This is a genomic window from Mucilaginibacter panaciglaebae, assembly GCF_039539265.1.
Lineage (GTDB): Bacteria > Bacteroidota > Bacteroidia > Sphingobacteriales > Sphingobacteriaceae > Mucilaginibacter > Mucilaginibacter panaciglaebae.
This window is the reverse complement of the sequence record NZ_BAABCV010000003.1, coordinates 165102-188350: the sequence shown is the minus strand read 5'-3', so window position 1 is coordinate 188350 and position 23249 is coordinate 165102. Positions and strand designations below refer to the sequence as shown.

Sequence of the window (23249 nt, the reverse complement as noted above, 5' to 3'; positions counted from 1 at the left end):
TTATTATTTATCAAGCAACCCCTCTAAATAATATTTAATTAGATAACGAAATATATGAAATGTTACGTTTTAAGCAATAATATTTTGCCCGGCTGTCGGCGGCTTGTTTTTCCCAATCGGTAATTAACTGATCGTTGTTATTGCCGCCGATGATCAACGTTTTAAATTGATAATTATTGGTTAAGCCGGTAATAGTTGCATGCGGATTATCTGTCAGATAAATATAGTCGACTTTTAATTTATCTGGCAATCTGACATTTTGCAGGGGTTTATTGAAAATCAATACTTTAACATGATTAAACCGGATAATATTGCCGTGCTTTAATAAATAGGGCGATACTATATTTTGCGCAAGCGTATAAACCGAGGTATCTGTCACTTTACTGCTATCCAGATAGGGCTGAATGCTGTACCGGTAGTTCTTATCGGTACAAGCCAGATCAGACAATATAATAGCCTTATCGCCCTGTTTAAAAACTATTCCTGAGTGCTTGCGTAAATTTAAAAAGACTATACTGTTTGATGATATTGATTTGAACTTTTTAAAGCTGCTGCTAATTGCCAGCACAAACAGCAGAACCAGGGCTAGCCTGAGCAGTAACATTTTGCGGTTAAAGAAATAGTAAGCCATACAAATAATTATAGCATAGGCCAGGATATATTCGGCGGTATTAAACCATATTTTGTTGATGCTGGCAAAGGGGGCCTGCTCAATTACCAGAAGCACCTTATTCATGATCAGAATTGATTTCTCCAGTATCCAACCCAGCGATGCGGATACAAAAACAATTTGTGGCAATGCCAGATAAAATATACCGGTAAACAAGATCAACTCGGCCGGGAGAATAATAAACAGGTTGCTGATGAGGAAATAAACCGGGAATTGATGAAAATAAAAAGCAGCCAGCGGAAAAGTAATTACCTGTGCCGCTATGGAAACCGAACAAGCCGCCCATAGCTTATCTGCCCATCGGTTTTTAAACCCAAGCAAGCCATAAACCATAGGCTGTAAAATAATCATCCCGGCTACAGATAGGTAGGACAGTTGAAAACCAACATCGGAAATATAGAACGGATTATAAAGTAGTAAAAAGAAAGCCGAGACAGCCAGGATATTTAATGTATTGATATACCGGCTATAAGTTTTGCCGATGATGATTAGTGAGATCATGACAGCGGCCCGGCAAACAGCAGGCGACAAACCGGTTAATAAAGCATAATACCATATCAAACTGATAGTAAGTATGGCTTTGATCAGCTTACCATGCTTATACCGGCCTATAAAGCCCAATAGTATATTTAATAACAGGTATATGACAGCCACGTGCCCGCCGGATACAGAAAGAATATGGATAGTGCCGGTCTTTGAATAAGCCTGTAATAAATCACTGCTTAAATCAACTTTATAACCCAAAATTAGTGTCGAGGCCACATTAACGGCCGAAGTATCGTGAATGTTTACCTTTAGTTTTTCTACCAGATGTCGCCTTAGTTTCAATGCATAAGCAATAAGGGGATTCCCTTTGCCATGAGCAATTACCCTGTATTGGCCTGGGTATAAATAAGTTTGCTGGTAAATATTCTGATTAGCCAGATATTGCTTGTAATTAAACTCAGCCGGGTTAAACGGCGGATCAACAGCGTTGTATTTTGCCGGGATCAGCAACTCATCTCCGTATTGCAGCTTTTGAGCAGTTGTGTCATTGATGGTTACCAGTAAAGTGCCTGTAGCCACGGTTGGCTTCCCGTCAGACATTTGCTGGTTAACCGTTGCAGAGAATCTTATCAGTCCATTTTTAAAAACCGGCTCACTGTTGATCCTGGTAATTAAGTATGGCGAGTGATGCTTTGAGAAATGTGCCGGCTGATTCAGCTCATTGTTTTCAATGACACAAAACCATCCCGCGAAAAATAAAATTAAATGGATAAGGACGCCACCAATCCATCTGGATTTATAAAAATCCAACCGGGCATAGCCCAGATTAAATGCGACAAAAATTAAGCTGAATGAAAGGAGCGGAATACTAACCCAATTTAAATAACCGGCTGATGAAAAAGATAATCCCAACCAGATCCCTGACAGAAATGGTAACAGTAATACAATAAACGGGATTTCGCCTTTATGATTAGCTATCACTTTGAGATGAAGATTACAGGATTTAGTAGTGCTAATTTAACCTTATAATCCTTAAAAGCAATGGCGGCCGGGTTGCTGCTGACCCGGAATTTCGGGCATCCGACAAGTACCGGGTGCATCAAGTCGTTGGTCACAACACCAATAATGGGCAGCAACCATAAAAAGGGTGTCATGTTGGGTTATAAAATCCACGGCCTCTAAAGGTGAAAATGACATATTTTGTTCATGTCATCTCGACCAACGGGAGAGATCTATACACGCGCTAAGCAATAGCGTAAATAGCTATGTATAGATATCTCGCTATCGCTCGATATGACAACGTTATATTTTATGTCATGTGTAGGCTCCCGAAGCATGAAGTAAAGGCTTAAATCGCTTTATTATTCCCAACGCTCACCCTTCGAGAGCCTTAGGGTGACACCTGTTTAACAAAGTTTAACTTTTTACTTCAGCCCCTCGTCGGTATTGTCACCACAACTACCGGGCGATTCCCTGAGTTACAATTGATCCCGGACTTCGAGCAGGAATTTCTTTAAGTTTTCTAAAGAACCAATAATACGCTGGCTGTCTTTACTTTGGCCCATGTTCTTTTTCAGATAGTCTTTAGCGCCGGGAAGCGTATAGCCTTTATCGCGGATGAGCGAAAAGATGATTTTAAGATTCTCAATATCTTCCGGACTGAATAAGCGGTTGCCCTTTTTATTCTTCTTGGGTTTAAGAATATCGAACTCTTTTTCATAAAAACGTATCATTGACGGGTTGACGCCAAACATGGCCGTTACTTCGCCCATGGTATAATACATTTTGCTAATATCGCCGCCCTCGTATTCCATACACAAATGTATTTATAATTTGTCAAAGTGTATAAAAGCGTTTGAAAGTGCATAAAAACTACACAATTTTTTACCTTTGCACAAATATGCAGCAAGGTAGCTGCGTCTTATAATTGATATGACTGCTAATCAAATACGCCAAGCTTTTCTTGATTTTTTTGCCTCAAAGGGCCACACCATAGTTCCGTCTGCACCGATAGTGGTAAAGAATGACCCTACGCTGATGTTTACCAACGCCGGTATGAACCAGTTTAAGGATATCTTTCTGGGCGAAGCACCGGTTAATTCGCCGCGTGTAGCCGATACCCAGCGTTGTCTGCGTGTATCAGGTAAACATAACGATTTAGAGGAGGTGGGTATTGATACCTACCACCATACCATGTTCGAGATGCTGGGTAACTGGAGCTTTGGCGACTATTTTAAAAAAGAAGCGATAGCCTGGAGTTGGGAATTGCTGACCGAAGTTTTGAAAATTGACAAAAGCCGGCTGTATGTAACCATATTTGAGGGCGACGAGAAAGAGGGTTTACCAAAAGACCAGGAAGCTTTTGATTTCTGGAAAGCTTTGGTGCCCGAGGATCATATCCTTTTAGGTAATAAAAAGGACAATTTCTGGGAGATGGGCGAAACCGGCCCATGCGGACCGTGTTCTGAAATTCATTATGATAATCGTAGTGAAGCCGAAAGAGCCAAAGTGTCGGGCGCTAAACTGGTTAATGCTGACGATCCGCAGGTTATCGAGATCTGGAACAACGTATTTATGCAGTTTAACCGACTGAAAAACGGATCGCTGCAACCGTTGCCTGCTCAACATGTAGATACCGGTATGGGCTTTGAGCGTTTGGTGCGTGTAATACAGGGCAAATTCAGCAACTACGATACTGACGTGTTCACGCCGATGATTGACTTCATCGCACAAAAATCAGGTAAAAAATATAATGCCGATGCTATTGCTGGTGATGGCGATTGGAACGCCGCCGTAGCCATGCGGGTACTGGCCGACCATATTAGGGCGGTAAGCTTCGCCATTGCCGATGGCCAGCTGCCATCAAACAATAAAGCCGGTTATGTCATTCGACGTATTTTACGCAGGGCTGTACGCTACCAGTATCAATACTTAGGTTTCAAAGAGCCATTCCTGAATCAACTGGTGCCGCTGTTGGCCCAACAGTTTCATGGGGTATTTGATGAGCTTTGGAACCAGAGGGATTTTGTGCAGAAAGTGATTTTGGAAGAAGAAGCATCTTTTTTACGCACGCTAGAGAACGGCATCAATAGATTTAATAATTATATAGCCGATCAAAAAGGTCAGTGCATAGCCGGTGCTTTTGCATTCGAGCTTTCTGACACCTATGGTTTCCCGCTGGATTTAACGGAGCTGATGGCTCGCGAAAAAGGTTTTGATGTTGATACCACAGGTTTTGAAACTGCTTTGCACGAACAAAAAGCACGTTCTCGCGCAGCCGGTGCTATTGATACCGGCGACTGGGTGATCCTGAAAGATGACGACACTGTTGAGTTTACCGGTTATGATGAAACCGAAACCGTGGCTCACGTAGTAAAATATCGTAAGGTAACGGCAAAAGGTAAGGAGCAATATCAGATAGTATTGGACAAAACGCCTTTCTACGCAGAAAGCGGCGGCCAGGTAGGCGATACCGGCGAACTGATCTTTCCGAGTGGCGAAGTCATAAACGTTACCGATACTAAAAAGGAAAATGGGCTCATTGTTCATTACATTGATAAACTGCCTCAGGATATTGACGACGCTTTAACAGCCATTGTTGATCAAAGCCGCCGTAACAGTATTATGAATAACCACACTGCAACGCATTTACTGCATGCAGCAATGAAACAGGTGTTGGGTACCCACGTTAACCAGAAAGGGTCATTGGTAAATGCCGAATATCTGCGTTTTGACTTTTCGCATTTTGCTAAAGTGACTGATGATGAGCTGGCGCAGATCGAAGCTATCGTCAATGAAAAGATCCGCGAAAACATCGCCCTGAAAGAAGAACGCAATGTGGCTTATGATGTAGCCATCAGCAGTGGCGTAACAGCCTTATTTGGCGAAAAGTACGGCGATTTTGTACGGGTGATCACCTTTGATGAAAAATTCTCGAAAGAGCTTTGCGGTGGTACACACGTAAAGGCTACCGGCGCTATAGGTTACTTTAAGATAGTGGCCGAAAGCGCAGTTGCAGCAGGCGTGCGCCGTATTGAAGCTATCAGCGGTATAGCTGCCGAGCTGTTTATTAATGAGCAAATCAAGCTGGTGTTACAGGTTAAAGAACTGTTAAAGAATCCAAAAGATATCACTAAAAGCATTGAAGACCTGTTGGCCGAAAATGCGCGGTTAAAGAAAGAGATCGAGAAAAGCGTTCTGGAAAAATCAGCAGGCTTAAAAGACGAACTGGCTCAAAAGGTAGAAAATATTAATGGCATCAAGTTCTTGGCGCAACAGGTAGAGCTGCCAAATGCTGATGCCATCAAAAACCTGGCTTATCAGCTGAAAGATATTGTGCCTGATCTGTTCCTGGTGCTAACCTCTGTTATTGATGGCAAGCCGGGTATTACCGTAATGATTGCCGATAACCTGGTGAATGAAAAAGGCCTGAACGCCGGTAACATCGTTCGCGAACTGGCTAAAGAGATTCAGGGCGGTGGCGGCGGTCAGCCGTTCTTTGCTACTGCTGGCGGTAAAGATTTAGCGGGCCTGGCTAAGGTGTCAGAGAAAGCGAAAAGTCTGATTAGTTAATTAACCATCCAAAATGGCTCATATAGCCTTTGCTTTAGCCGCAATACCTATTGGTCTATTTAATATTAACCTTATATTTGACAGGATTAATAAAGTTTTAAATCCGATTTTATCATATGTCCGTTTTGGAAAAAACTGTGAGCGACAAGTACGAATTAGTTGTAGGTTTAGAGGTTCACGCACAGTTATCTACCTCAAGTAAAGCTTTCTCGTCAGATTCGGCTGCCTTTGGCGCCGAACCTAATCATCATATCAGTGCTATCTCATTAGGCCATCCGGGTACGCTGCCACGCATCAACAAACGCGCGGTTGAGTATGCTGTAAAAATGGGGCTGGCCTGTAATTGCACTATCAATTTAGATAACCGCTTCGATCGTAAAAATTACTTTTACGCCGACCTGCCTAAAGGTTATCAGATCACCCAGGATAATATGCCGATATGTCTGGGCGGATATATCACCGTCAAGCTATCAGACGGAACAATCAAAGATCTGAACATCCATCACATCCACATGGAAGAGGATGCGGGCAAAAGCATGCATGATAATCATCATGCCGATTCGCTGATAGACCTGAACAGGGCGGGGGTGCCGTTGCTGGAGATTGTGACCCAACCGGATATGCGCAGCGCAGAAGAAGCCGGTCATTTTCTAACCGAAACACGAAAGATCCTGCGTTATCTGGACATTTGCGACGGTAACATGGAAGAAGGCAGCATGCGCTGCGACGCAAATATATCTGTACGCTTAAAAGGCGAGACCTCATTTGGTAACCGCTGCGAGGTAAAGAACCTGAACTCGATCCGTAACGTACAGCGTGCCATTGAACATGAATTTGTGCGCCAGGTGCAGATCATTGAAGCCGGCGGCCACATTGATCAAAATACCTTAAACTTTAACGCCGACACGGGCGAAACCTCAGTATTACGTTCAAAAGAAATGGCTAACGATTACCGCTATTTCCCTGAGCCCGACCTGATGCCGTTAAAGCTAGACCAGGCTTACGTTGAAAACGTTCGCCAGTCGTTACCGGCGCTACCCAATCAGCTTTATAAAAAATATATGGAGCTGGGGTTGTCAGATTATGACGCGTCGGTACTTACAGCTGATAAGGAAGTGGCATTATATTTTGAAGAACTGATTAAACACACTCAAAATTATAAAGCCGCTGCCCACTTGATGATGGGTGCGGTTAAATCATACCTGAACGAAACCGGTAATCACATAACTGATCTAAATATTAACCCGGCCCACCTTGCCGGTTTGATTAAACTGGTTGAAGCCGGCTCTGTCAACAACACGGTGGCATCTCACAAACTATTCCCGGCTATGGTCAAATCGCCCGAAAAAACTGCCGAACAACTGGCTGGCGAACTCAACTTATTGATCACTGCCGGCACCGACGATGTAAACAAATACATTAAAGATGCCTTAGCCAAATATCCGGATAAGGTAAAAGAATACCAAAAGGGTAAAAAGGGCGTTTTGGGTTTGTTTATGGGCGAAATTATGAAAAGCTCCAAGGGTAAAATTGACCCGCAGGCTACCAATAAATTATTAATCAAAGAATTAGAATCAAAATGAAGATACAATCATTAACTTATGGCGCAATCGCATCGTTATTGGTGCTGGCAGCCTGTAAAGACGAATCGAAATTTAAGATAGAAGGCACTATAAAAACCGCCGGTGCTGTTAAAAAAGTTTATCTGTTAGAAGCTGACAGTGCGCAAATAAACGTTGTCGATTCGGTAGCTATCAACAGCGACGGTAAGTTTGAAATTAAACATAGTGCGCCTTATGCCAACCTTTATAAATTGCGTATAGGCACAGGTGTTTTTGACCTTATCGCAAAAAATGGCGAGGTAATTAATTTCACCACCGACCTCAAAGACAAAACCCCGGTTTATGAAATAACAGGTTCTGAAAACTCTGAAAAAATTCAGGAGTTTAACAAGATCAGTAATTTTTGGGGCCAAAAAAATGGAAAAATAGTTGAAGAATATCAGGCCAAAGTTGAAGCTGCAGGTAAGGAGTCAGATTCTCTGGTAAATATATACCGCCCGTTGTTTTTGAAAAATATGGACGATTACGCCCAAGCGGTGTTAAAATTTGTTAACGACAATAAAAACTCGCTGGCTTCATTTTATGCATTGTCATCACTGGAGCCTATGCGCTACGAGCAGCAAATGGTTGCCTACGCTGATGACCTTAAGAAATCAAACAGCTTTACCGACAATCCTGCTGTACAACGCTTTATTAGTCAAATGGAAGCTGCTAAGCCTACATCAATAGGACATAAAGCTCCTGATTTTACGATTAAAAGTATAAAAGGCGATTCAATTAAATTGTCCAGCTACCGGGGTAAATACGTAATGCTTGATTTTTGGGCCTCCTGGTGCGCGCCGTGCCGTGCCGAAAATCCCAATGTTTTAAAAGCTTACAACACCTATAAAAATAAAGGATTCAATATTTTAGGTATTTCACTTGATATTAGCAGGAACGACTGGGAAAAAGCGATAGCTGATGATAAATTGGCTTGGGCACATGGGTCAGATCTGCAACGTTTTGAAGGCCCTACAGAGCGCCTCTACCATATTGAGGCTATACCCTCAAACTTCATTATTGATCCGCAAGGTAATATAGTGGCGAAAAACGTTACGGGACAGGCGCTTGAAGATTTTTTAAACAAAACTTTTAAATAAGGCACATTAATATGTTAAGTCCATGTGACTATTAACAATTTGTTAATATTAAGTTTACTGTAAGCTTTTTTTAAGTATATACTTTTATAACAAAATTTACGATAGCACATGAGCACCTCTACCAAACAAAAGATATTAATAGTTGATGATGAGCCGGATATTTTAGAGCTTATTGAGTATAACTTAAAAAAGGAAGGATACCAGGTGTTTTCGGCACGTAACGGGCAGGAAGCAGTTACAGAAGCTAAAAGATCATTGCCAGACCTTATTGTGCTTGATATTATGATGCCTAAGATGGATGGTATTGAGGCTTGCCGCATTATGCGTACCATGCCAGAGTTTAAAAATACTTTTATGGTATTTTTAACTGCCCGAAGCGAAGAGTATTCAGAAATTGCAGGCTTTAATGTAGGTGCCGATGATTATATAGCCAAACCCATTAAGCCGCGGGCTTTGGTTAGCCGCATTAACGCAATTCTGCGCAGGAATGCCCCCGCCGAGGAAGTAGGCGATAACAAACTGGAAATAGGCGACCTGGTGATTGACCGCGAAGCATACCTGGTTTACAAAGGCAGCGAAAAGGTAGTTTTAGCTAAGAAAGAATTTGAATTACTATATCTGCTTGCATCAAAACCGGGCAAGGTTTACACCCGCGAGGTGATCTTGAAAAACATTTGGGAAGACTCGGTAGTGGTAACCAACCGCACCATCGACGTACATATACGTAAACTGCGTGAGAAATTAGGCGATGATATAGTGGCCACCGTTAAGGGCGTAGGCTACAAATTTGAAGCTTAACAAAAATAACAAGGCCCCGAATGGGGCCTTTGTCATTCTGTATCAAACTTAGGTTATGCTACAGCTTTTCTTTTAGAAGCAGTTGTTGTTTTACCTTTTGATTTGGCAGTTACTGATTTAGCTTTTGTATCCGCTTTCGCTTTTACATCGTCCGCAGCTTTTTTGGCTTTAGTGGTAATGTCTTTCGCTTTAGCGTCTGCTTTTGTTTTCACGTCAGCCACTTTAGCTTTTGCTTTTTTTACTTTGGTATCGGCTTTAGTTTTAGTATCTTTTGTTTTTGATGATACGGCATCGGCTTTAGCTTTTACAGTTTTTTTAGCGGTAGTAACCTTACCGGTAGCTCTGCGTTTAGCCGGAGCAGCTGTTGTTGTAAGATCATCATATTTATCTTCGGCAGCTTCTTTCAAGTCTTCTGCTTTATCTTTAGTTCCGTCCCAAAGGTCTTCAATGACATCTTTTACCTTTTCGAAAAATCCTTTTTCTTCAGGTTTGGTTGCTTTATCACTCATGATATTTTAAGTTAGATTTATGTTTTTAAGAAATTGCAATAACTGCACCAATCTCATTTTTAAGCAATTTACTGTTCAGTTGTAAGTCAAAAGTGTAGCTGTTAAGCTTAAAAACTGTACTTTTGCTGACTACTATTTTATACATGAAGATTCCAAAATTTGCCGACCTGATACTGTTTGAAGATAATGACCTGATTGTCATCAACAAGCCGGCTTTTGTCAGTTCGCTTGACGAACGCGAAGGGGGCGAGATCAATATACTGCGCCTGGCGAAAGATTATAGCGACGACGCCCAGATATGCCACCGCCTGGATAAAGAGACCTCAGGAGCGCTGATTATAGCCAAAAATCCCGAGGCTTATCGCTCCGTATCTATGCAATTTGAAAAGCGTCAGATCAGTAAAGTATATCATGCAGTAATTGACGGTACACATACGTTCGATAAACTGCTGGTCGATCTGCCGATACTAAACGTTGGCAAAGGCAACGTAACTATCAGCAGGCAGGAGGGAAAGCGTGCCGAAACATGGTTTCAATCACTCCGGTATTTTAAACATTATACGTTGGTAGAATGCAGGCCGGTAACCGGCCGCATGCACCAGATCCGTATCCACCTGGCCACTCAGCGCGCCTCTATAGCCGGCGATGAAATGTATAAGGGCAAACCGGTTTACTTATCGGCCATTAAACGTAAATACCATTTGGGTAAAGATCAGGAAGAACTGCCTGTCATGAAACGTTTTGCGCTGCATGCTTACCAGGTTACCTTTAAAAAGATGGACGGCGAGCCAATAACAATCCACGCCCCATATCCGAAGGATTTTGAAACGCTGCTAAAGTTGCTGGAAAAGTTTGACAGTTAATTATAACAAAGACGTCAGTGCAAGAAAGGACGACGAAGCAATCTCTGCGCGTCAATTCCCGTAAACCAGGATATAGTTCGATCTTTAATTATCCGTCTATCGTGCTGAGACTGCTCGTGCCTCAAAATGACGCCTGGGGAGATGGGCAAATGACACACTACCCAATCATTACCCCGGGCTTATTCACTATCGGCAGCTTAATGAAGTTGGTGTCGATAATGCTTTCGGGCAGAAAGATGAATTTCTTATCATAGATGTGATTGCCGATATAGTAACTCACCCAATACTCGTTGGCCAGGCCAAATGTTTGCTCATCTATCAGTTCTATTTGTTTGCTTGAATTGGCATCCACCGACGCAAACATATGGCGCAGCGTAGACGTTTTTACCTGCTCACCATCCCGTTCGCCATAACCTTTCGACGTGATCAGTACGTTTTCGATAGGCTCATTCTTTAAATTAATGAGGTAAACATGAAATATTTTGCTTTGTATGTTTTCGCCCTCCAAAGCCACGGCAACGGCAATATCGGTCACATCGTTTTCGGGGAGATCTTTGATCATAGTTAGTTGATTAAGTTGGTTGAGTTGGCCGGGTGAGTAGTTAAGTGAAATAATCATTCACTTAATCACCCATCAACTACGCTCCATCACTTACTTTTTCTTAGCAAACTTCTTACCACCTTTTTTAGGCGCTTTACTATCGGCATCGGCCAGGGCTTTGCATTCTTCGTAAGTAAGTGCCTGCGGGTCTTTATCTTTCGGAATCTTAACGTTCTGTTTGCCAAATTCGATGTACGGCCCCCAGCGGCCATTTAATACTTTAACTGCCGGATCTTCATCGAAGGATTTGATTAGTTTTTCGGCGTCTTTTTTGCGCTTTTCCTGTATCAGTTCAATGGCTTGCTCTTCGGTTACATCCAGCGGATCAATTTCTTTTGGTAATGAAACAAACGCGCTGTTATGGCTTATGTACGGACCGAAACGACCCACGGCTACCTTCATCTGCTTACCTTCAAACTCGCCCACCACTTTAGGTAATTTGAATAGCTCCAAAGCTTCTTCCAGCGTAATAGTCTCAATACTTTGACCGTTGCGTAAGCTGGCATATTGTGGTTTGTATTCTTTGTTATCATCGCTGGCATTTTCGCCTATCTGTACAAACGGCCCGTACCGGCCAATCCGTACCGATATCTTTTCGCCTTTTTCGGGGTGTATGCCCAACTCGCGTATACCTGTCGCCTTGTCTGCGGTTTCCATGGTGCTTTGAACATCGGCATGGAAAGGCTTGTAAAAATTGCCGATCATGTTTGTCCATTCTTCAAGGCCGGCAGCTATTTCGTCAAATTGTTTCTCCACTTTAGCAGTAAAGTTAAAATCGACAATACCTTTAAAATGCTGTACCAGGAAATCATTCACCACCGCGCCAATATCAGTTGGAAACAGCTTGCCACGCTCGGCCCCGGTATTTTCGGTACGCTCTTCTTTAGCTATGTTACTGCCTTTAAGTGTCAGTACCCTGAATTTCCGTTGCTTGCCATCCCTGTCTTCTTTAACCACATAGCCACGATTTTGGATAGTGGAAATAGTAGGAGCATAGGTTGATGGCCGGCCGATGCCCAGTTCTTCCAGTTTTTTTACCAAACTAGCCTCCGTATATCTTGCCGGCGGACGAGAGAAGCGCTCTGTTGCCGACATTTCCTGCAAATCCAAAAGTTGGCCCTTAGTTAATGGTGGCAGCATAGCGTTATCAGTATCGTCCTGTTGTACGTCGTCCTCTTCATCGTTCGATTCAAGGTAAACTTTCAAAAAGCCGTCAAACTTCATTACTTCACCATTGGCAACCAATTCTTCTTTGCGGGTTGAAATGCCAATTTTTGCGGTAGTTTTCTCAAACTGCGCTTCGCTCATTTGCGAGGCAATGGCGCGTTTCCAGATCAGTTCATACAGGCGTTTTTCGCTGTTATCACCGTTGATGGTATGATTATTAAAATAGGTAGGGCGGATGGCCTCGTGGGCCTCTTGCGCACCTGCAGACTTGGTTTTATATTTTCTCTGCTGATAGTATTGATTACCGTAAGCACTCGTGATCTCTGCCGATGCAGCTGATAATGCAGTTTCAGACAGGTTCACTGAGTCTGTACGCATATAAGTAATATGTCCCGATTCGTACAGTTTTTGCGCAATTTGCATAGTACGCGAAACCGAATATCCTAACTTACGGCTGGCTTCCTGTTGCAGGGTAGAGGTGGTAAACGGGGCAGCAGGCGAGCGTTTAGTCGGTCTGGTTTCTAATGAATTAATCTTGAAATCAGCACCCATGCAGTCCTGCAGGAACTTTTCGGCATCTTCCTGCTTGCTGTAGCGCTCGGCTAACTCGGCTTTAAAAGCTTGTCTGCCACTGCCAAATATCGCTACTATTTTAAATAACGCTTCCGACTGGAATTTATTGATCTCGCGCTCGCGCTCAACAATAATACGTACCGCTACAGATTGCACACGACCGGCAGATAACGACGGTTTAACTTTTTTCCATAAAACAGGCGAAAGCTCAAAACCTACCAGTCTGTCTAACACGCGGCGCGCCTGTTGCGCATTGACCAGGTTATAATCTATTTTACGTGGATTTTCAATAGCCGCCATAATAGCGGGTTTGGTAATTTCGTGAAAAACAATGCGTTTGGTATTTGCTTCCTTTAAATTTAAGGTATCAAATAAATGCCATGATATGGCTTCTCCCTCGCGGTCCTCATCGGACGCTAACCAAACTGTTTCTGCTTCTTTGGCTAATTTCTTTAATTCACTCACTACCTGCTTTTTGTCGGCAGGTACCTCATAGGTTTGTTTAAAATTGTTGGCTATATCAATTGCGTCTTCAGACTTTACCAGGTCGCGGATATGGCCGTAGCTCGACTTCACGGTGAAGTCTTTGCCCAGGTATCCCTCAATGGTTTTGGCTTTCGCCGGTGATTCTACTATGAGTAAATTTTTAGCCATTTAGTACGGTATTTTTTTGCAAATAAAGGATAAAGTAAGCGAAACGCAAATTTTAAGCAAGCTTAATTTGGGTTGATTGGGTTAATTGAGTTGGTTAATGGAATGGTTGTAACTTAGTTAACCGTTGATCAAGCTAATCAGGCTAACGTTATTTATAACTACTTACCAAATCAACTTAATCAACCACTCACCAAAAAATCACATCAGGAAGCCGCCGCCCAGCAGGTCGTTTCCTTCATAAAATACAGCCGACTGGCCGGGAGCGATGCCCGATACCATATGGGTAAAGTCCACTTTCATGTGTTCGCCCATTTGTACAATGCTGCTTTCGGCGCCGGCATCTTTATATCTTATTTTGGTGATTGCGTTTAGTGGCTCGGTAATGGTTTCGTATTTAACCAGGTTGAGGTTGCGTACCCAGGCTTGTTTGCGTTGCAATTCTTCCTCGGTACCCAAAACCACGGTGTTGGTAACCGGGTCAATGCTGGTTACAAACATGGGTTGGCCTAAAGCTACACCCAAACCGCGGCGTTGACCAACGGTATAAAAAGGATACCCCTGGTGTTTGCCCACAATAGTGCCGTCTGTCAGCGTAAAATTGCCACCAGAGACACGCTCTTCCAGATCTTCTACTTTATGCCTTAAAAAGGCTCTGTAGTCATTGTCCGGCACGAAACAAATCTCATAGCTTTCGCTTTTTCCGGCTAATTCTATCTGGCCCATTTCTAAAGCCATCTGCCTGATTTCAGGCTTGGAGAAGCCGCCTAACGGAAATTTGGTACGGGCCAGGTTTTCTTGCGACACACCCCAAAGCACGTATGACTGATCTTTATTCTCGTCTTTACCTTTTGATATGACGTAACGGCCGTTGTCCTGTAAACGAATGTTGGCATAATGCCCGGTTGCTATAAATTCGCAGTCCAGTTTATCGGCACGTTTTAATAATGCCTCCCATTTAATATGAGTATTGCATAGCACGCATGGGTTAGGCGTACGGCCGGCCAGGTATTCATCAACAAAATTGTCGATCACAAAATCGCCGAACTCATTACGAATATCTAATATATAATGCGGGAAGCCATAGCCAACGGCCAGAGCGCGGGCATCATTAATGCTGTCCAGACTGCAGCAACCCGTTTCTTTTGAGCTCCCACCGGCCGAAGCATAGTCCCAGGTTTTCATGGTAAGCCCGATAACCTCATAGCCTTGCTCGTGCAGCATCACTGCCGCTACCGAACTATCTACGCCACCGCTCATCGCCACCAATATTCTTCCGTGCTTACTCATATCGGGCGCAAAGATACGGCTTTCAATTGGATATAGATATTGCGGGTCGGTCAGTTACAGGTAAATATATTGGGGAGCTGTTTTAAATAAAGTGTATCCTCAACCCGGGATTGATCATCCAAAATTTTTTACCACGAGTAACACGGCGAGGTGTTTCAACTGAAGTGTTTCACCCTAAGACATCTAAATCGCTTAAAAATATAACAAATAACTGATTATTAGATACTTAAGTGTGTTTACCTGAAGCTTTACTACTGTTTCAAAGTGTTTCACCGGTTTTTCATAATCATCTTATTTACAGATACTTACAGAGTAAAAGTGTTTCAAGTGTTTCAAAGTGTTTCACTATTTTATGAAACACTCTTGCAGGTTATGCACGTATTTGCCCGTTACCCCGAATCAGCCATTTGTAGCTGGTAAGCTCGTGCAAACCCATTGGCCCGCGGGCGTGGAGTTTTTGTGTGCTGATGCCAATTTCAGCACCTAAACCAAATTGAGCACCGTCTGTAAACGAGGTAGCGGCGTTAACATATACCGCAGCTGCATCAACACGATTAAGGAACCCGGCTATGACAGCAGGTTCCTCGGCTACAATGGCCTCGCTATGTTTAGAGCTATGAATAGCGATGTGTTCAAGCGCCTGCTCAAAATCATCAACGGTCTTAATAGCCATCTTCATAGATAAAAACTCGGTGCCAAAGTGCTGCTTTCCGGCTTGATGCAGCAAATGGGCAGGGTAGTTATTTTGAAGCACCTGGTAGGATCGCTCATCTGCAAATATTTCAACCCCCGAACTTGCCAAAGGCCCGGTTAATTCAGGTAAATCAGGCAATCGGGCAGAATGAATGATAAAGCAATCTAACGCATTACAAACGCTTACCCTGCGGGTCTTTGAATTAAAAACGATATCCCGGCCAATCTTCAAATCGCCCGATTGGTCGAAATAGACATGTACAATTCCGGCACCGGTTTCAATCACCGGTACTTTACTATTTTGCCGTACGCTGTTGATCAGTCCCTGACTGCCGCGCGGAATAATTACATCAACATACCCAACCGCCTGCATCAGGGCTTCGGCAGCTTCACGCTCTTTGGGCAGGAGGGTGGCCACATTGACATTAATGCTATGGCGATTCAAAACCTTGTGAATTACATTAATAGCTGCCTGATTAGAAAACGCTGCATCGCTGCCACCTTTTAAAATGCATACGTTGCCTGTTTTGAAACAAAGGGTAAATACATCAAACGTTACATTTGGGCGAGCCTCATAAATTACCCCCACAACCCCTAACGGAACACTGACTTTAGAAATATGTAACCCATTGGGCATTGTTTTTTCTGACAAAATATTTCCCAATGGATTTTCTAACCCGGCCACATTCACAATGTCATTGGCGATATCCCGTATTCTTGCTGCGGTAAGCTGCAAACGGTCATAATTCGGATTATTCGGATCCATTCTATCCAGATCCTTTTGATTTTCGGTCAGTAAATAATCGGTTTGTGCCAGCGCTTCTGCCGCCAGATCATTCAAAATCTGATTAATGATATCTCCGGATACGACAAAATTTCTTGAGGCCAGTTGCGCATTTTCAAAATAGGTAGTATAACTCATTGCAATTAGCTTAAAAGATAAAGGTAATCATAATGCACAAGCGGCTTTTGATTTTTTTGGCCGATGCTTTCTTTGGCTTTGTCGGCCCCGTACTCGGCAATGCCCAGGGCTATTACATTCTCTTGTTCGTCGATCAATTTGATAATTTCACCTTTTTTAAAATCGGCCAGCACATCTACCATACCCACGGGCAGTAAACTTGTTGCCTTATTAGAGGCCAGGGCTACTTTTGCTCCATTGTTGATCTGTACAATTCCGGTAGCCGATTTCTCTGAATGCGCCAACCATTTCTTCTTACCAGACGCCGTTTTATCCGGGATAAAACGCGTGTGGGCAGCTTTGTTATTCAATACATCAATCAGGATATTCTCCCTGGTTCCGTTGGCTATATGTACAGCAATGCCCAGTTTAGCGGTCTTTTGCGCCATATGCGATTTAGTGATCATACCGCCACGGCCAAACTGCGATTTACCCGATGTTACGAATGACGCAAAGTTAACACCTGCACCGCCGACTTCTTCAATCAATTCTGAATCCTTATCATTAGGATTGCCGGTATAAATACCATCTACATTAGTCAGGATAATCATAGCTTGAGCGTTTAGCATTGAGGCTATTAGGCCAGCAAGTTCATCATTATCCGTAAACATCAACTCCGTAACCGATACCACGTCATTTTCGTTAACAATAGGGACGACCTGGTGCTGTAGTAATATCTCCAAACAGTTTTTCATATTCAGATAATGCTGGCGGCCTTTAAAATCCTCGGTAGTTACCAATACCTGCGAGCACAGAATGTTGTGTTTTTCAAACAACTGTGCATAGTTGTTTATTAGTTTAACCTGACCGATGGAAGCAAGAAGCTGGCGCGCGGCAATAGCATCATATTTATCTGATACAGTGATCAAACTGCGGCCTGCGGCAACGGCGCCTGAGGAAACTAAAATCACTTCAATGCCTTGCTTTTTTATATCAACAATTTGCTCGACTAATTGGGCAATACGGTGCTGATCGGGCAGGCCGTTAGGCTGCGTTAAAACATTCGACCCAATTTTTACGACTATGCGTCTGTATTTAAAAGACATTATTATTTGATGAATTTAAGTGCAAATATTGTGTTTTTACTTCGTTTTCGATTGATTTAGATAGAAAATAAAGAAAAATGACAAATGTGGTACTGTTATCGCCTGATTAAAATAGAATTCATTTGTCTTTCATCAACAAATAGGTGAAATTCTAATCAAAATGTGGAGAAATAGGCCTAAATCGAGTTTTTTTCTATTGTTAGAATACCTGACGCCTGTTCAGGGGCGCCCTCAAAAAAACTTTTTAAAAAAATATTTGACACCTAATTTATTTTAATACATTTGTCTACTTAATCTATAGATTTTATGTTATTTATAAATTCAACTCATCGAAACTCTTTACTGTATGCTATTAACCGCTGCTATTGTTACTGTTGAAGGCATAGCAACATATCTCTTTTTATGCGAACAAATATTAATATACAGTAAGTAAACATCTATCATTTAACAGCAGTAAACTTATATCATTCATGAAAAAAATTCTATTCTTAATTCTTTTAATTTATTCGTCAACGGCGTTTGCTCAAAATACGATAAACGGCCTCGTTAAAGACAGTAAAGGTGCACCGGTACCACATGCATCTGTAACAATCAGAGGCACTAATACAGGCGTAAATGCCGATGAAAACGGACAGTTTACACTTAAGGCTACAATTGATGCCCCATTTTATATCAGGATCAGTTCGGTTGGTTTCAAACCGCAAGACTTTCAGATCATTAGTATTCAAAATGCACCTGCCGAGTTTGTATTGGTAGGTAGCGATCAGTTACAAGAGATTGTCGTGGTATCAAGAAGACGTCACGAGCTTTTACAGGATGTGCCTATTCCTATTTCGGTGATTGGTGGAGTCCAGATTGACAAGACTGGCGCATTTAATGTTAACAGGGTTAAAGAGCTGGTGCCTTCTTTACAGCTTTATACTTCAAACCCCCGCAATACCGGTATTAACATTCGCGGTATAGGTTCGCCATTTGGATTAACCAATGACGGGCTTGATCCGGGAGTGGGTTTTTATGTAGACGGTATTTATTATGCACGGCCGGCTGCTGCGACGCTTGATTTCATTGATATTGATAATATTGAGGTATTACGCGGCCCTCAAGGTACACTATTTGGTAAAAACACCGCTGCCGGGGCTATCAACATTACAACCCGTAAAGCAAGCTTCACACCAGGAGTATCATTAGAAAGCAGTTTTGGTAACTACGGATACATTCAAACCAAAGCTTCAGTTACCGGTCCCCTTAGCAAACAATTAGCCGCTCGTCTGTCATTTTCAGGAACACAACGTAATGGTGTGATCCAAAACGTAGCCAGGCAAGAAGCTGTCAATGATATTAATAATATTGGCGCACGTGGTCAATTACTTTACAAACCTTCAAACAACACTACTATTACATTATCAGGCGATGTGTCTGATCAAAAACCAAATGGTTATGTTCAGGTAATTGCAGGTGTTGCACCTACATTGCGTGCCCCATATCGCCAGTTTAATAATATCATTGCCGACTTAGGTTATAAATTGCCGTCCACCAATCCATTTGCACGTATTATTGATCAGGATACACCGGCTAAATCGGGCAACCAACTAGGTGGAGTTTCACTAAACGCCGATTTCAAAATAGGCCCGGGTACGCTGACATCTACCACTGCGTGGCGTTATTGGAACTGGGATCCGTCAACCGACCGAGATTTCACAGGTTTACCGGTATTGACAAAATCGCAAAATCCTTCTAAACAACATCAGGAATCAGAAGAAATACGTTATGCAGGCGATTTCTCTGAGAAAGTAAGCGGGGTGGTTGGTTTATTTTTTTTAGATCAGAAAGTAACAACGACCGGTAGGGAGGAGGCCGGCTCGGCTGAGTGGCGCTTCGCACAAAACACAACTAATACTGCTCTGTGGAAAACACCGGGTTTATTTGAAGGATACGGCATATCTACCAATTCATCCATCAAATCGCAAACTGCCGCGGCATTTGCTAACGTTGATTGGAAATTAGGAGATGCATTTCATCTTAGCCCGGGTGTACGTTTCAACTACGATAAAAAAGATGTCTATTACAATAGAGCAGCAAATGGCGGCATACAAATGACAGACCCCGCGTTAATTGCACTCAGAAACGGTGTATACAGCAGTCAATTTTACACCACCAATTTTGATGAAAAAAACTTCACATATCAAATCACTGCATCATACAGACCAAATAAACGCCTTAACGCATTTGCTACATATTCAACAAGCTACAAACCATCGGGGGTAAATGTTGCGGGCTTGCCAACTATTAACAATGCCCCGGCACTTGACCTGGCTGTCATTAAACCAGAAAAAACGCAGCATATTGAGTTTGGTGCTAAAACAAACCCCACAGATAACCTTACTTTAAATGTGATGTTTCACAACTCAGATATTAAAGATTATCAAACTAACGTTCAATCGCCCGAACCTGGTGTAAACCGTGGTTATCTGGCTACTGCTCAAAAAGTGAATGTAAAGGGTGTTGAGTTAGACGCAAACTTTCAGGCTACTAAAAACTTTTCGTTTTATGCCTCAGGCGTTTATACCGACGCTAAATATGTTAAATTCACCAATGCTCCGCTTCCGCTTGAGCAAACTGGCTTAACGGCAAATGGTCAAAGTGTTTATTTTGAAGATATCTCAGGCTCGCAACTTCCGGGTGTTTCAAAATGGACCACGTCGGCCGGCGGAGAGTTTTCTACTGACGCAAAATTCGTGAGCGAAAATACCAGATTCTTTGTTGGAATAGATGATTACTTCCGTTCACGCTTTTCATCAAGTCCAACCCCTTCAAAATACTTAAACATAGCTGGTTATTCACTGGTTAACGCCAGATTAGGTTACAGAGCCACGCGTGGTTTCTCCGCTTACATATGGAGCCGTAATTTATTTAATCAAAATTACTTTGAACAGTTATTACCCGCTTCGGGCAACGCCGGCCAATATGCAGGCGTACTTGGCGATCAAAGAACTTTCGGTATAACCTTACGTTACGTTTTATAGCAGAACTTTTCTTTTCAAATAGGTTTATAATGAAAGCGGGTACGGATTAATTCCGGCTCGCTTTTCTTGTTGGTTAAGAGAAGTGTTGGTTATCCTTTATTATCAGTTCTCGCTATTGCTCGACAATACTTGTTTTCTTGTTGCAATCGCCCTATAATATAACACGTCTACCAATTTAGCTAAGCCTAATATGCAAATTATTTCGGCAGTAAAAAAGCTTATCTTATAAGATATCTTTATTGTTGGGAAAAACCAACTTTTAGCATCCATAAGTATCCAAGAATACTTTAAAGCTGATGATATGATAAAAGCAATAGCGGATGCAAGAAATAACTCTCCACTATTCTGCACATCAGTATGAAGCTTTTTATATTTAGTAGAATCTAAAAGTTTATAATATGAAAAGCAAATAGATGCCAACGCAATGAGCATGCCAAATCCAATGTTACTAAGATCAATGCTCTTTTTATCAGTCCCGCTAAAATATTTAAATAACTCCCAGCCTGGGCGGACCGTAAAAAGCAAGAACGTGAAAAACATCAGGTACCAAGCGATAGTTTGAAATGCGTTTCTATTCGGATTTGCGTCGGGGTGAGTATACTTATTTAAATCTCTCATTTCAATATTAAAAGTTTCAAGGTAAAAAATATCGAGTAACTAAAACAAATATAAATGCAATTATAATTTAGGGAGAGTTGACTCATAAATCTGAACGCTTGACTTAGCAGTAAAAATTTATATCATATATAGCTATATTTAGATATGCAAATCAATAGTTTCATTCCATTTGACGCAACTGTTTGGAGAACGGTATCTGATTGGGCAATGGTTATTGTCATCTTGGAACCTCTGCATTACTGCTATTAACTCTTCGGTCGCAAAGAAAAGTTCAAAGAATGCAGCAATCAATAACTGATATAGCAGAAGCAGAGTATAGGATTGAAAATTTTCCAGTTTTTGAAATAACTCCAATAAAAGTTGACAATACGCGAATAGAAAAAGGAATATCAACTTTACATTTTAAATTAAAGCTAGATAAAAAGGAGGCTAGGATGTTGGCGTAAAGGGAGCAGGAATTGGAGTTATTGACCATATTTCTATCAGTAAAAATCATATTGGATTCAAATTTGCCAATTCCTGTTGTTCACCCTGGCGATGAATTGGATTTGTACTTTAGCGTATCGCCCTTAATGTTTTGTTTCAAAATGAAGGTTGCTATTTTTTCTTTTCTCTAAACTTTAAAGACTCAATGGGCGTTAATGAATATACCAAAGAATTTTCCGTGATTTTTAAAGATACTTTAAGTTTGACTTCAAATAATGTCCAGCTTGTGGCTATATAAAAAAAGCCCGGAAAAATTGCCGGGCTTGAATAGAAATATATATTTGGTTGGTTAGTCTGCTACATTTCGCAGCATTACAGCGCCTACAGTAACGTTTGTGCGGCTGTCGATGATGATTGCACCGCCGTTAGCTTTATTTTGCTCATAGGCATCGAAAGCCAAAGGATCGGCGGTTTTGATGATAACACGACCGATATCATTCAGTTTAAACTCTTCGCCTTGCTCTTGCTCCAAAGTATTAATATTTACCTTGTACAATGTTTCCTGAATTTTGCAGCGTGTAACCTTGCTGTTATGCTGAATAAAATAAGTGTGGCTGATATCCAAAGCGCGGGTATCCATCCAGCAGAGATCAGCTTCTATCAATTGTGATACCTGTGGCTGGTAATTGGTATTAACCAGTATATCGCCTCTACTAATATCAATATCATCCTTTAAATGCATAGTGACTGACATACCTGCAGTAGCTTCTTCCGGTTCTTTATCAAATACTTCGATTTTGCTGACAGTAGAGGTAAAGCCTGAGGGAAGCACAGTGATCTTATCATTCACCTTAAATGAGCCGCTTGAAACACGACCGGCGTATCCGCGGTAGTCATGCAGTTCGTCGGTTTGAGGCCGGATAACCCACTGAACAGGTAAGCGTGCGTGTTCTGTGCTGTTATCGACATTCAGCTCTACTGTTTCCAGGAAATCCAGTAAGCTTCCGCCATTGAACCATTGCATGTTAGTTGAGCTGTTTACGATGTTATCGCCTTTAAGCGCGCTTACAGGGATATAGTGAACGTTTTTTAAGCCCACTTTTTCGGCAAGTGCTTTATAGTCGGACACAATGTTGTTGTAAACCTCCTCGCTATAGTCAACCATATCCATTTTATTGATGGCTAGAACCACTTGTTGAATACCCAGCAATGATACCAGGAAGGAGTGACGTATAGTTTGCTCAATAACCCCTTTGCGAGAGTCGACCAGGATAATAGCCAAATTTGCGTTGGATGCACCGGTAACCATGTTGCGGGTATATTGAATATGGCCCGGCGTATCAGCAATAATAAATTTACGTTTATCTGTCTGGAAGTATTTATATGCCACGTCAATAGTAATACCTTGCTCGCGCTCGGCTTTAAGGCCATCAGTTAAAATGGCCAGGTCAATGCTGCCATCGTCGTTTTTACGATTTGACGCCTGCAATGCCTCCAGTTGATCAAGCAAAATAGAATCGCTATCATACAGTAAACGACCGATCAGCGTACTTTTGCCATCGTCAACACTACCTGCAGTTAAAAATTTTAGTATATCCATG

Annotated in this window: 17 protein-coding genes; 7 read left to right on the top strand and 10 right to left on the bottom strand. The window is 42.1% G+C overall.

Annotated elements, in window-relative coordinates; all coding sequences use genetic code 11:
• Positions 1 to 34: 34 nt before the first annotated feature.
• Both ABD772_RS05020 and ABD772_RS05015 read right to left on the bottom strand, forming a co-directional pair.
• Positions 35 to 2137, bottom strand: coding sequence for a ComEC/Rec2 family competence protein (locus ABD772_RS05020; protein ID WP_345101366.1), 2103 nt, complete (start codon positions 2135 to 2137; stop codon positions 35 to 37).
• Between the two features lie 497 nt (positions 2138 to 2634).
• The gene (locus tag ABD772_RS05015; RefSeq protein WP_345101364.1) at positions 2635 to 2970 is read right to left on the bottom strand and encodes a MerR family transcriptional regulator; all 336 of its coding nucleotides are present in this window, start codon (positions 2968 to 2970) and stop codon (positions 2635 to 2637) included.
• A 118-nt stretch (positions 2971 to 3088) separates the two neighbouring features.
• Between ABD772_RS05015 and alaS the strand changes: the two genes are divergently transcribed.
• The 4 genes from alaS (at position 3089) to ABD772_RS04995 (ending at position 9227) form a co-directional block, all read left to right on the top strand.
• Entirely contained in the window at positions 3089 to 5728 is a 2640-nt protein-coding gene (gene alaS / locus ABD772_RS05010) for an alanine--tRNA ligase (protein ID WP_345101362.1), read from the top strand.
• 116 nt (positions 5729 to 5844) lie between these two features.
• Positions 5845 to 7311, top strand: a complete 1467-nt coding sequence (gene gatB, locus ABD772_RS05005) for an Asp-tRNA(Asn)/Glu-tRNA(Gln) amidotransferase subunit GatB (RefSeq protein ID WP_345101359.1) — start codon at positions 5845 to 5847, stop codon at positions 7309 to 7311.
• Positions 7308 to 8429, top strand: coding sequence for a redoxin domain-containing protein (locus ABD772_RS05000; protein ID WP_345101357.1), 1122 nt, complete (start codon positions 7308 to 7310; stop codon positions 8427 to 8429). Before gatB ends, ABD772_RS05000 begins: the two co-directional genes overlap by 4 nt.
• Before the next feature lie 108 nt (positions 8430 to 8537).
• The gene (locus ABD772_RS04995) at positions 8538 to 9227 is read left to right on the top strand and encodes a response regulator transcription factor (protein WP_345101355.1); all 690 of its coding nucleotides are present in this window, start codon (positions 8538 to 8540) and stop codon (positions 9225 to 9227) included.
• 53 nt (positions 9228 to 9280) lie between these two features.
• Here the strand turns inward: ABD772_RS04995 and ABD772_RS04990 are convergent, their stop codons facing one another.
• A complete protein-coding gene (locus ABD772_RS04990) occupies positions 9281 to 9736 on the bottom strand; it encodes a hypothetical protein (protein ID WP_345101353.1) in 456 nt (151 codons plus the stop codon).
• A gap of 143 nt (positions 9737 to 9879) precedes the next feature.
• On the opposite strand from ABD772_RS04990, the gene ABD772_RS04985 reads away from it, so the two are divergent.
• Positions 9880 to 10599: an RluA family pseudouridine synthase gene (locus tag ABD772_RS04985; RefSeq protein ID WP_345101351.1), complete on the top strand. Its 720-nt coding sequence runs from the start codon at positions 9880 to 9882 to the stop codon at positions 10597 to 10599.
• 157 nt (positions 10600 to 10756) lie between these two features.
• On the opposite strand, the gene ABD772_RS04980 is transcribed toward ABD772_RS04985, so the two are convergent.
• The 5 genes from ABD772_RS04980 to proB form a co-directional block, all read right to left on the bottom strand.
• The gene (locus tag ABD772_RS04980; protein WP_345101349.1) at positions 10757 to 11161 is read right to left on the bottom strand and encodes a hypothetical protein; all 405 of its coding nucleotides are present in this window, start codon (positions 11159 to 11161) and stop codon (positions 10757 to 10759) included.
• Positions 11162 to 11251: 90 nt separating this feature from the next.
• Positions 11252 to 13594, bottom strand: coding sequence for a type I DNA topoisomerase (gene topA, locus ABD772_RS04975; protein WP_345101347.1), 2343 nt, complete (start codon positions 13592 to 13594; stop codon positions 11252 to 11254).
• A 198-nt stretch (positions 13595 to 13792) separates the two neighbouring features.
• Positions 13793 to 14881: a tRNA 2-thiouridine(34) synthase MnmA gene (gene mnmA, locus ABD772_RS04970; RefSeq protein WP_345101345.1), complete on the bottom strand. Its 1089-nt coding sequence runs from the start codon at positions 14879 to 14881 to the stop codon at positions 13793 to 13795.
• Between the two features lie 370 nt (positions 14882 to 15251).
• The gene (locus tag ABD772_RS04965; protein ID WP_345101343.1) at positions 15252 to 16496 is read right to left on the bottom strand and encodes a glutamate-5-semialdehyde dehydrogenase; all 1245 of its coding nucleotides are present in this window, start codon (positions 16494 to 16496) and stop codon (positions 15252 to 15254) included.
• Positions 16497 to 16501: 5 nt separating this feature from the next.
• Positions 16502 to 17581: a glutamate 5-kinase gene (gene proB, locus ABD772_RS04960; protein ID WP_345101341.1), complete on the bottom strand. Its 1080-nt coding sequence runs from the start codon at positions 17579 to 17581 to the stop codon at positions 16502 to 16504.
• Positions 17582 to 18051: 470 nt separating this feature from the next.
• On the opposite strand from proB, the gene ABD772_RS04955 reads away from it, so the two are divergent.
• Entirely contained in the window at positions 18052 to 20604 is a 2553-nt protein-coding gene (locus tag ABD772_RS04955) for a TonB-dependent receptor (RefSeq protein WP_345101339.1), read from the top strand.
• A 102-nt stretch (positions 20605 to 20706) separates the two neighbouring features.
• Here ABD772_RS04955 and ABD772_RS04950 read toward each other — a convergent pair whose 3' ends face one another.
• Positions 20707 to 21222, bottom strand: a complete 516-nt coding sequence (locus ABD772_RS04950) for a hypothetical protein (RefSeq protein WP_345101337.1) — start codon at positions 21220 to 21222, stop codon at positions 20707 to 20709.
• Positions 21223 to 21500: 278 nt separating this feature from the next.
• On the opposite strand from ABD772_RS04950, the gene ABD772_RS04945 reads away from it, so the two are divergent.
• Entirely contained in the window at positions 21501 to 21668 is a 168-nt protein-coding gene (locus ABD772_RS04945; protein WP_345101335.1) for a hypothetical protein, read from the top strand.
• Positions 21669 to 21997: 329 nt separating this feature from the next.
• On the opposite strand, the gene ABD772_RS04940 is transcribed toward ABD772_RS04945, so the two are convergent.
• Positions 21998 to 23248, bottom strand: a complete 1251-nt coding sequence (locus tag ABD772_RS04940; RefSeq protein ID WP_345101333.1) for a sulfate adenylyltransferase subunit 1 — start codon at positions 23246 to 23248, stop codon at positions 21998 to 22000.
• Position 23249: the final 1 nt, after the last annotated feature.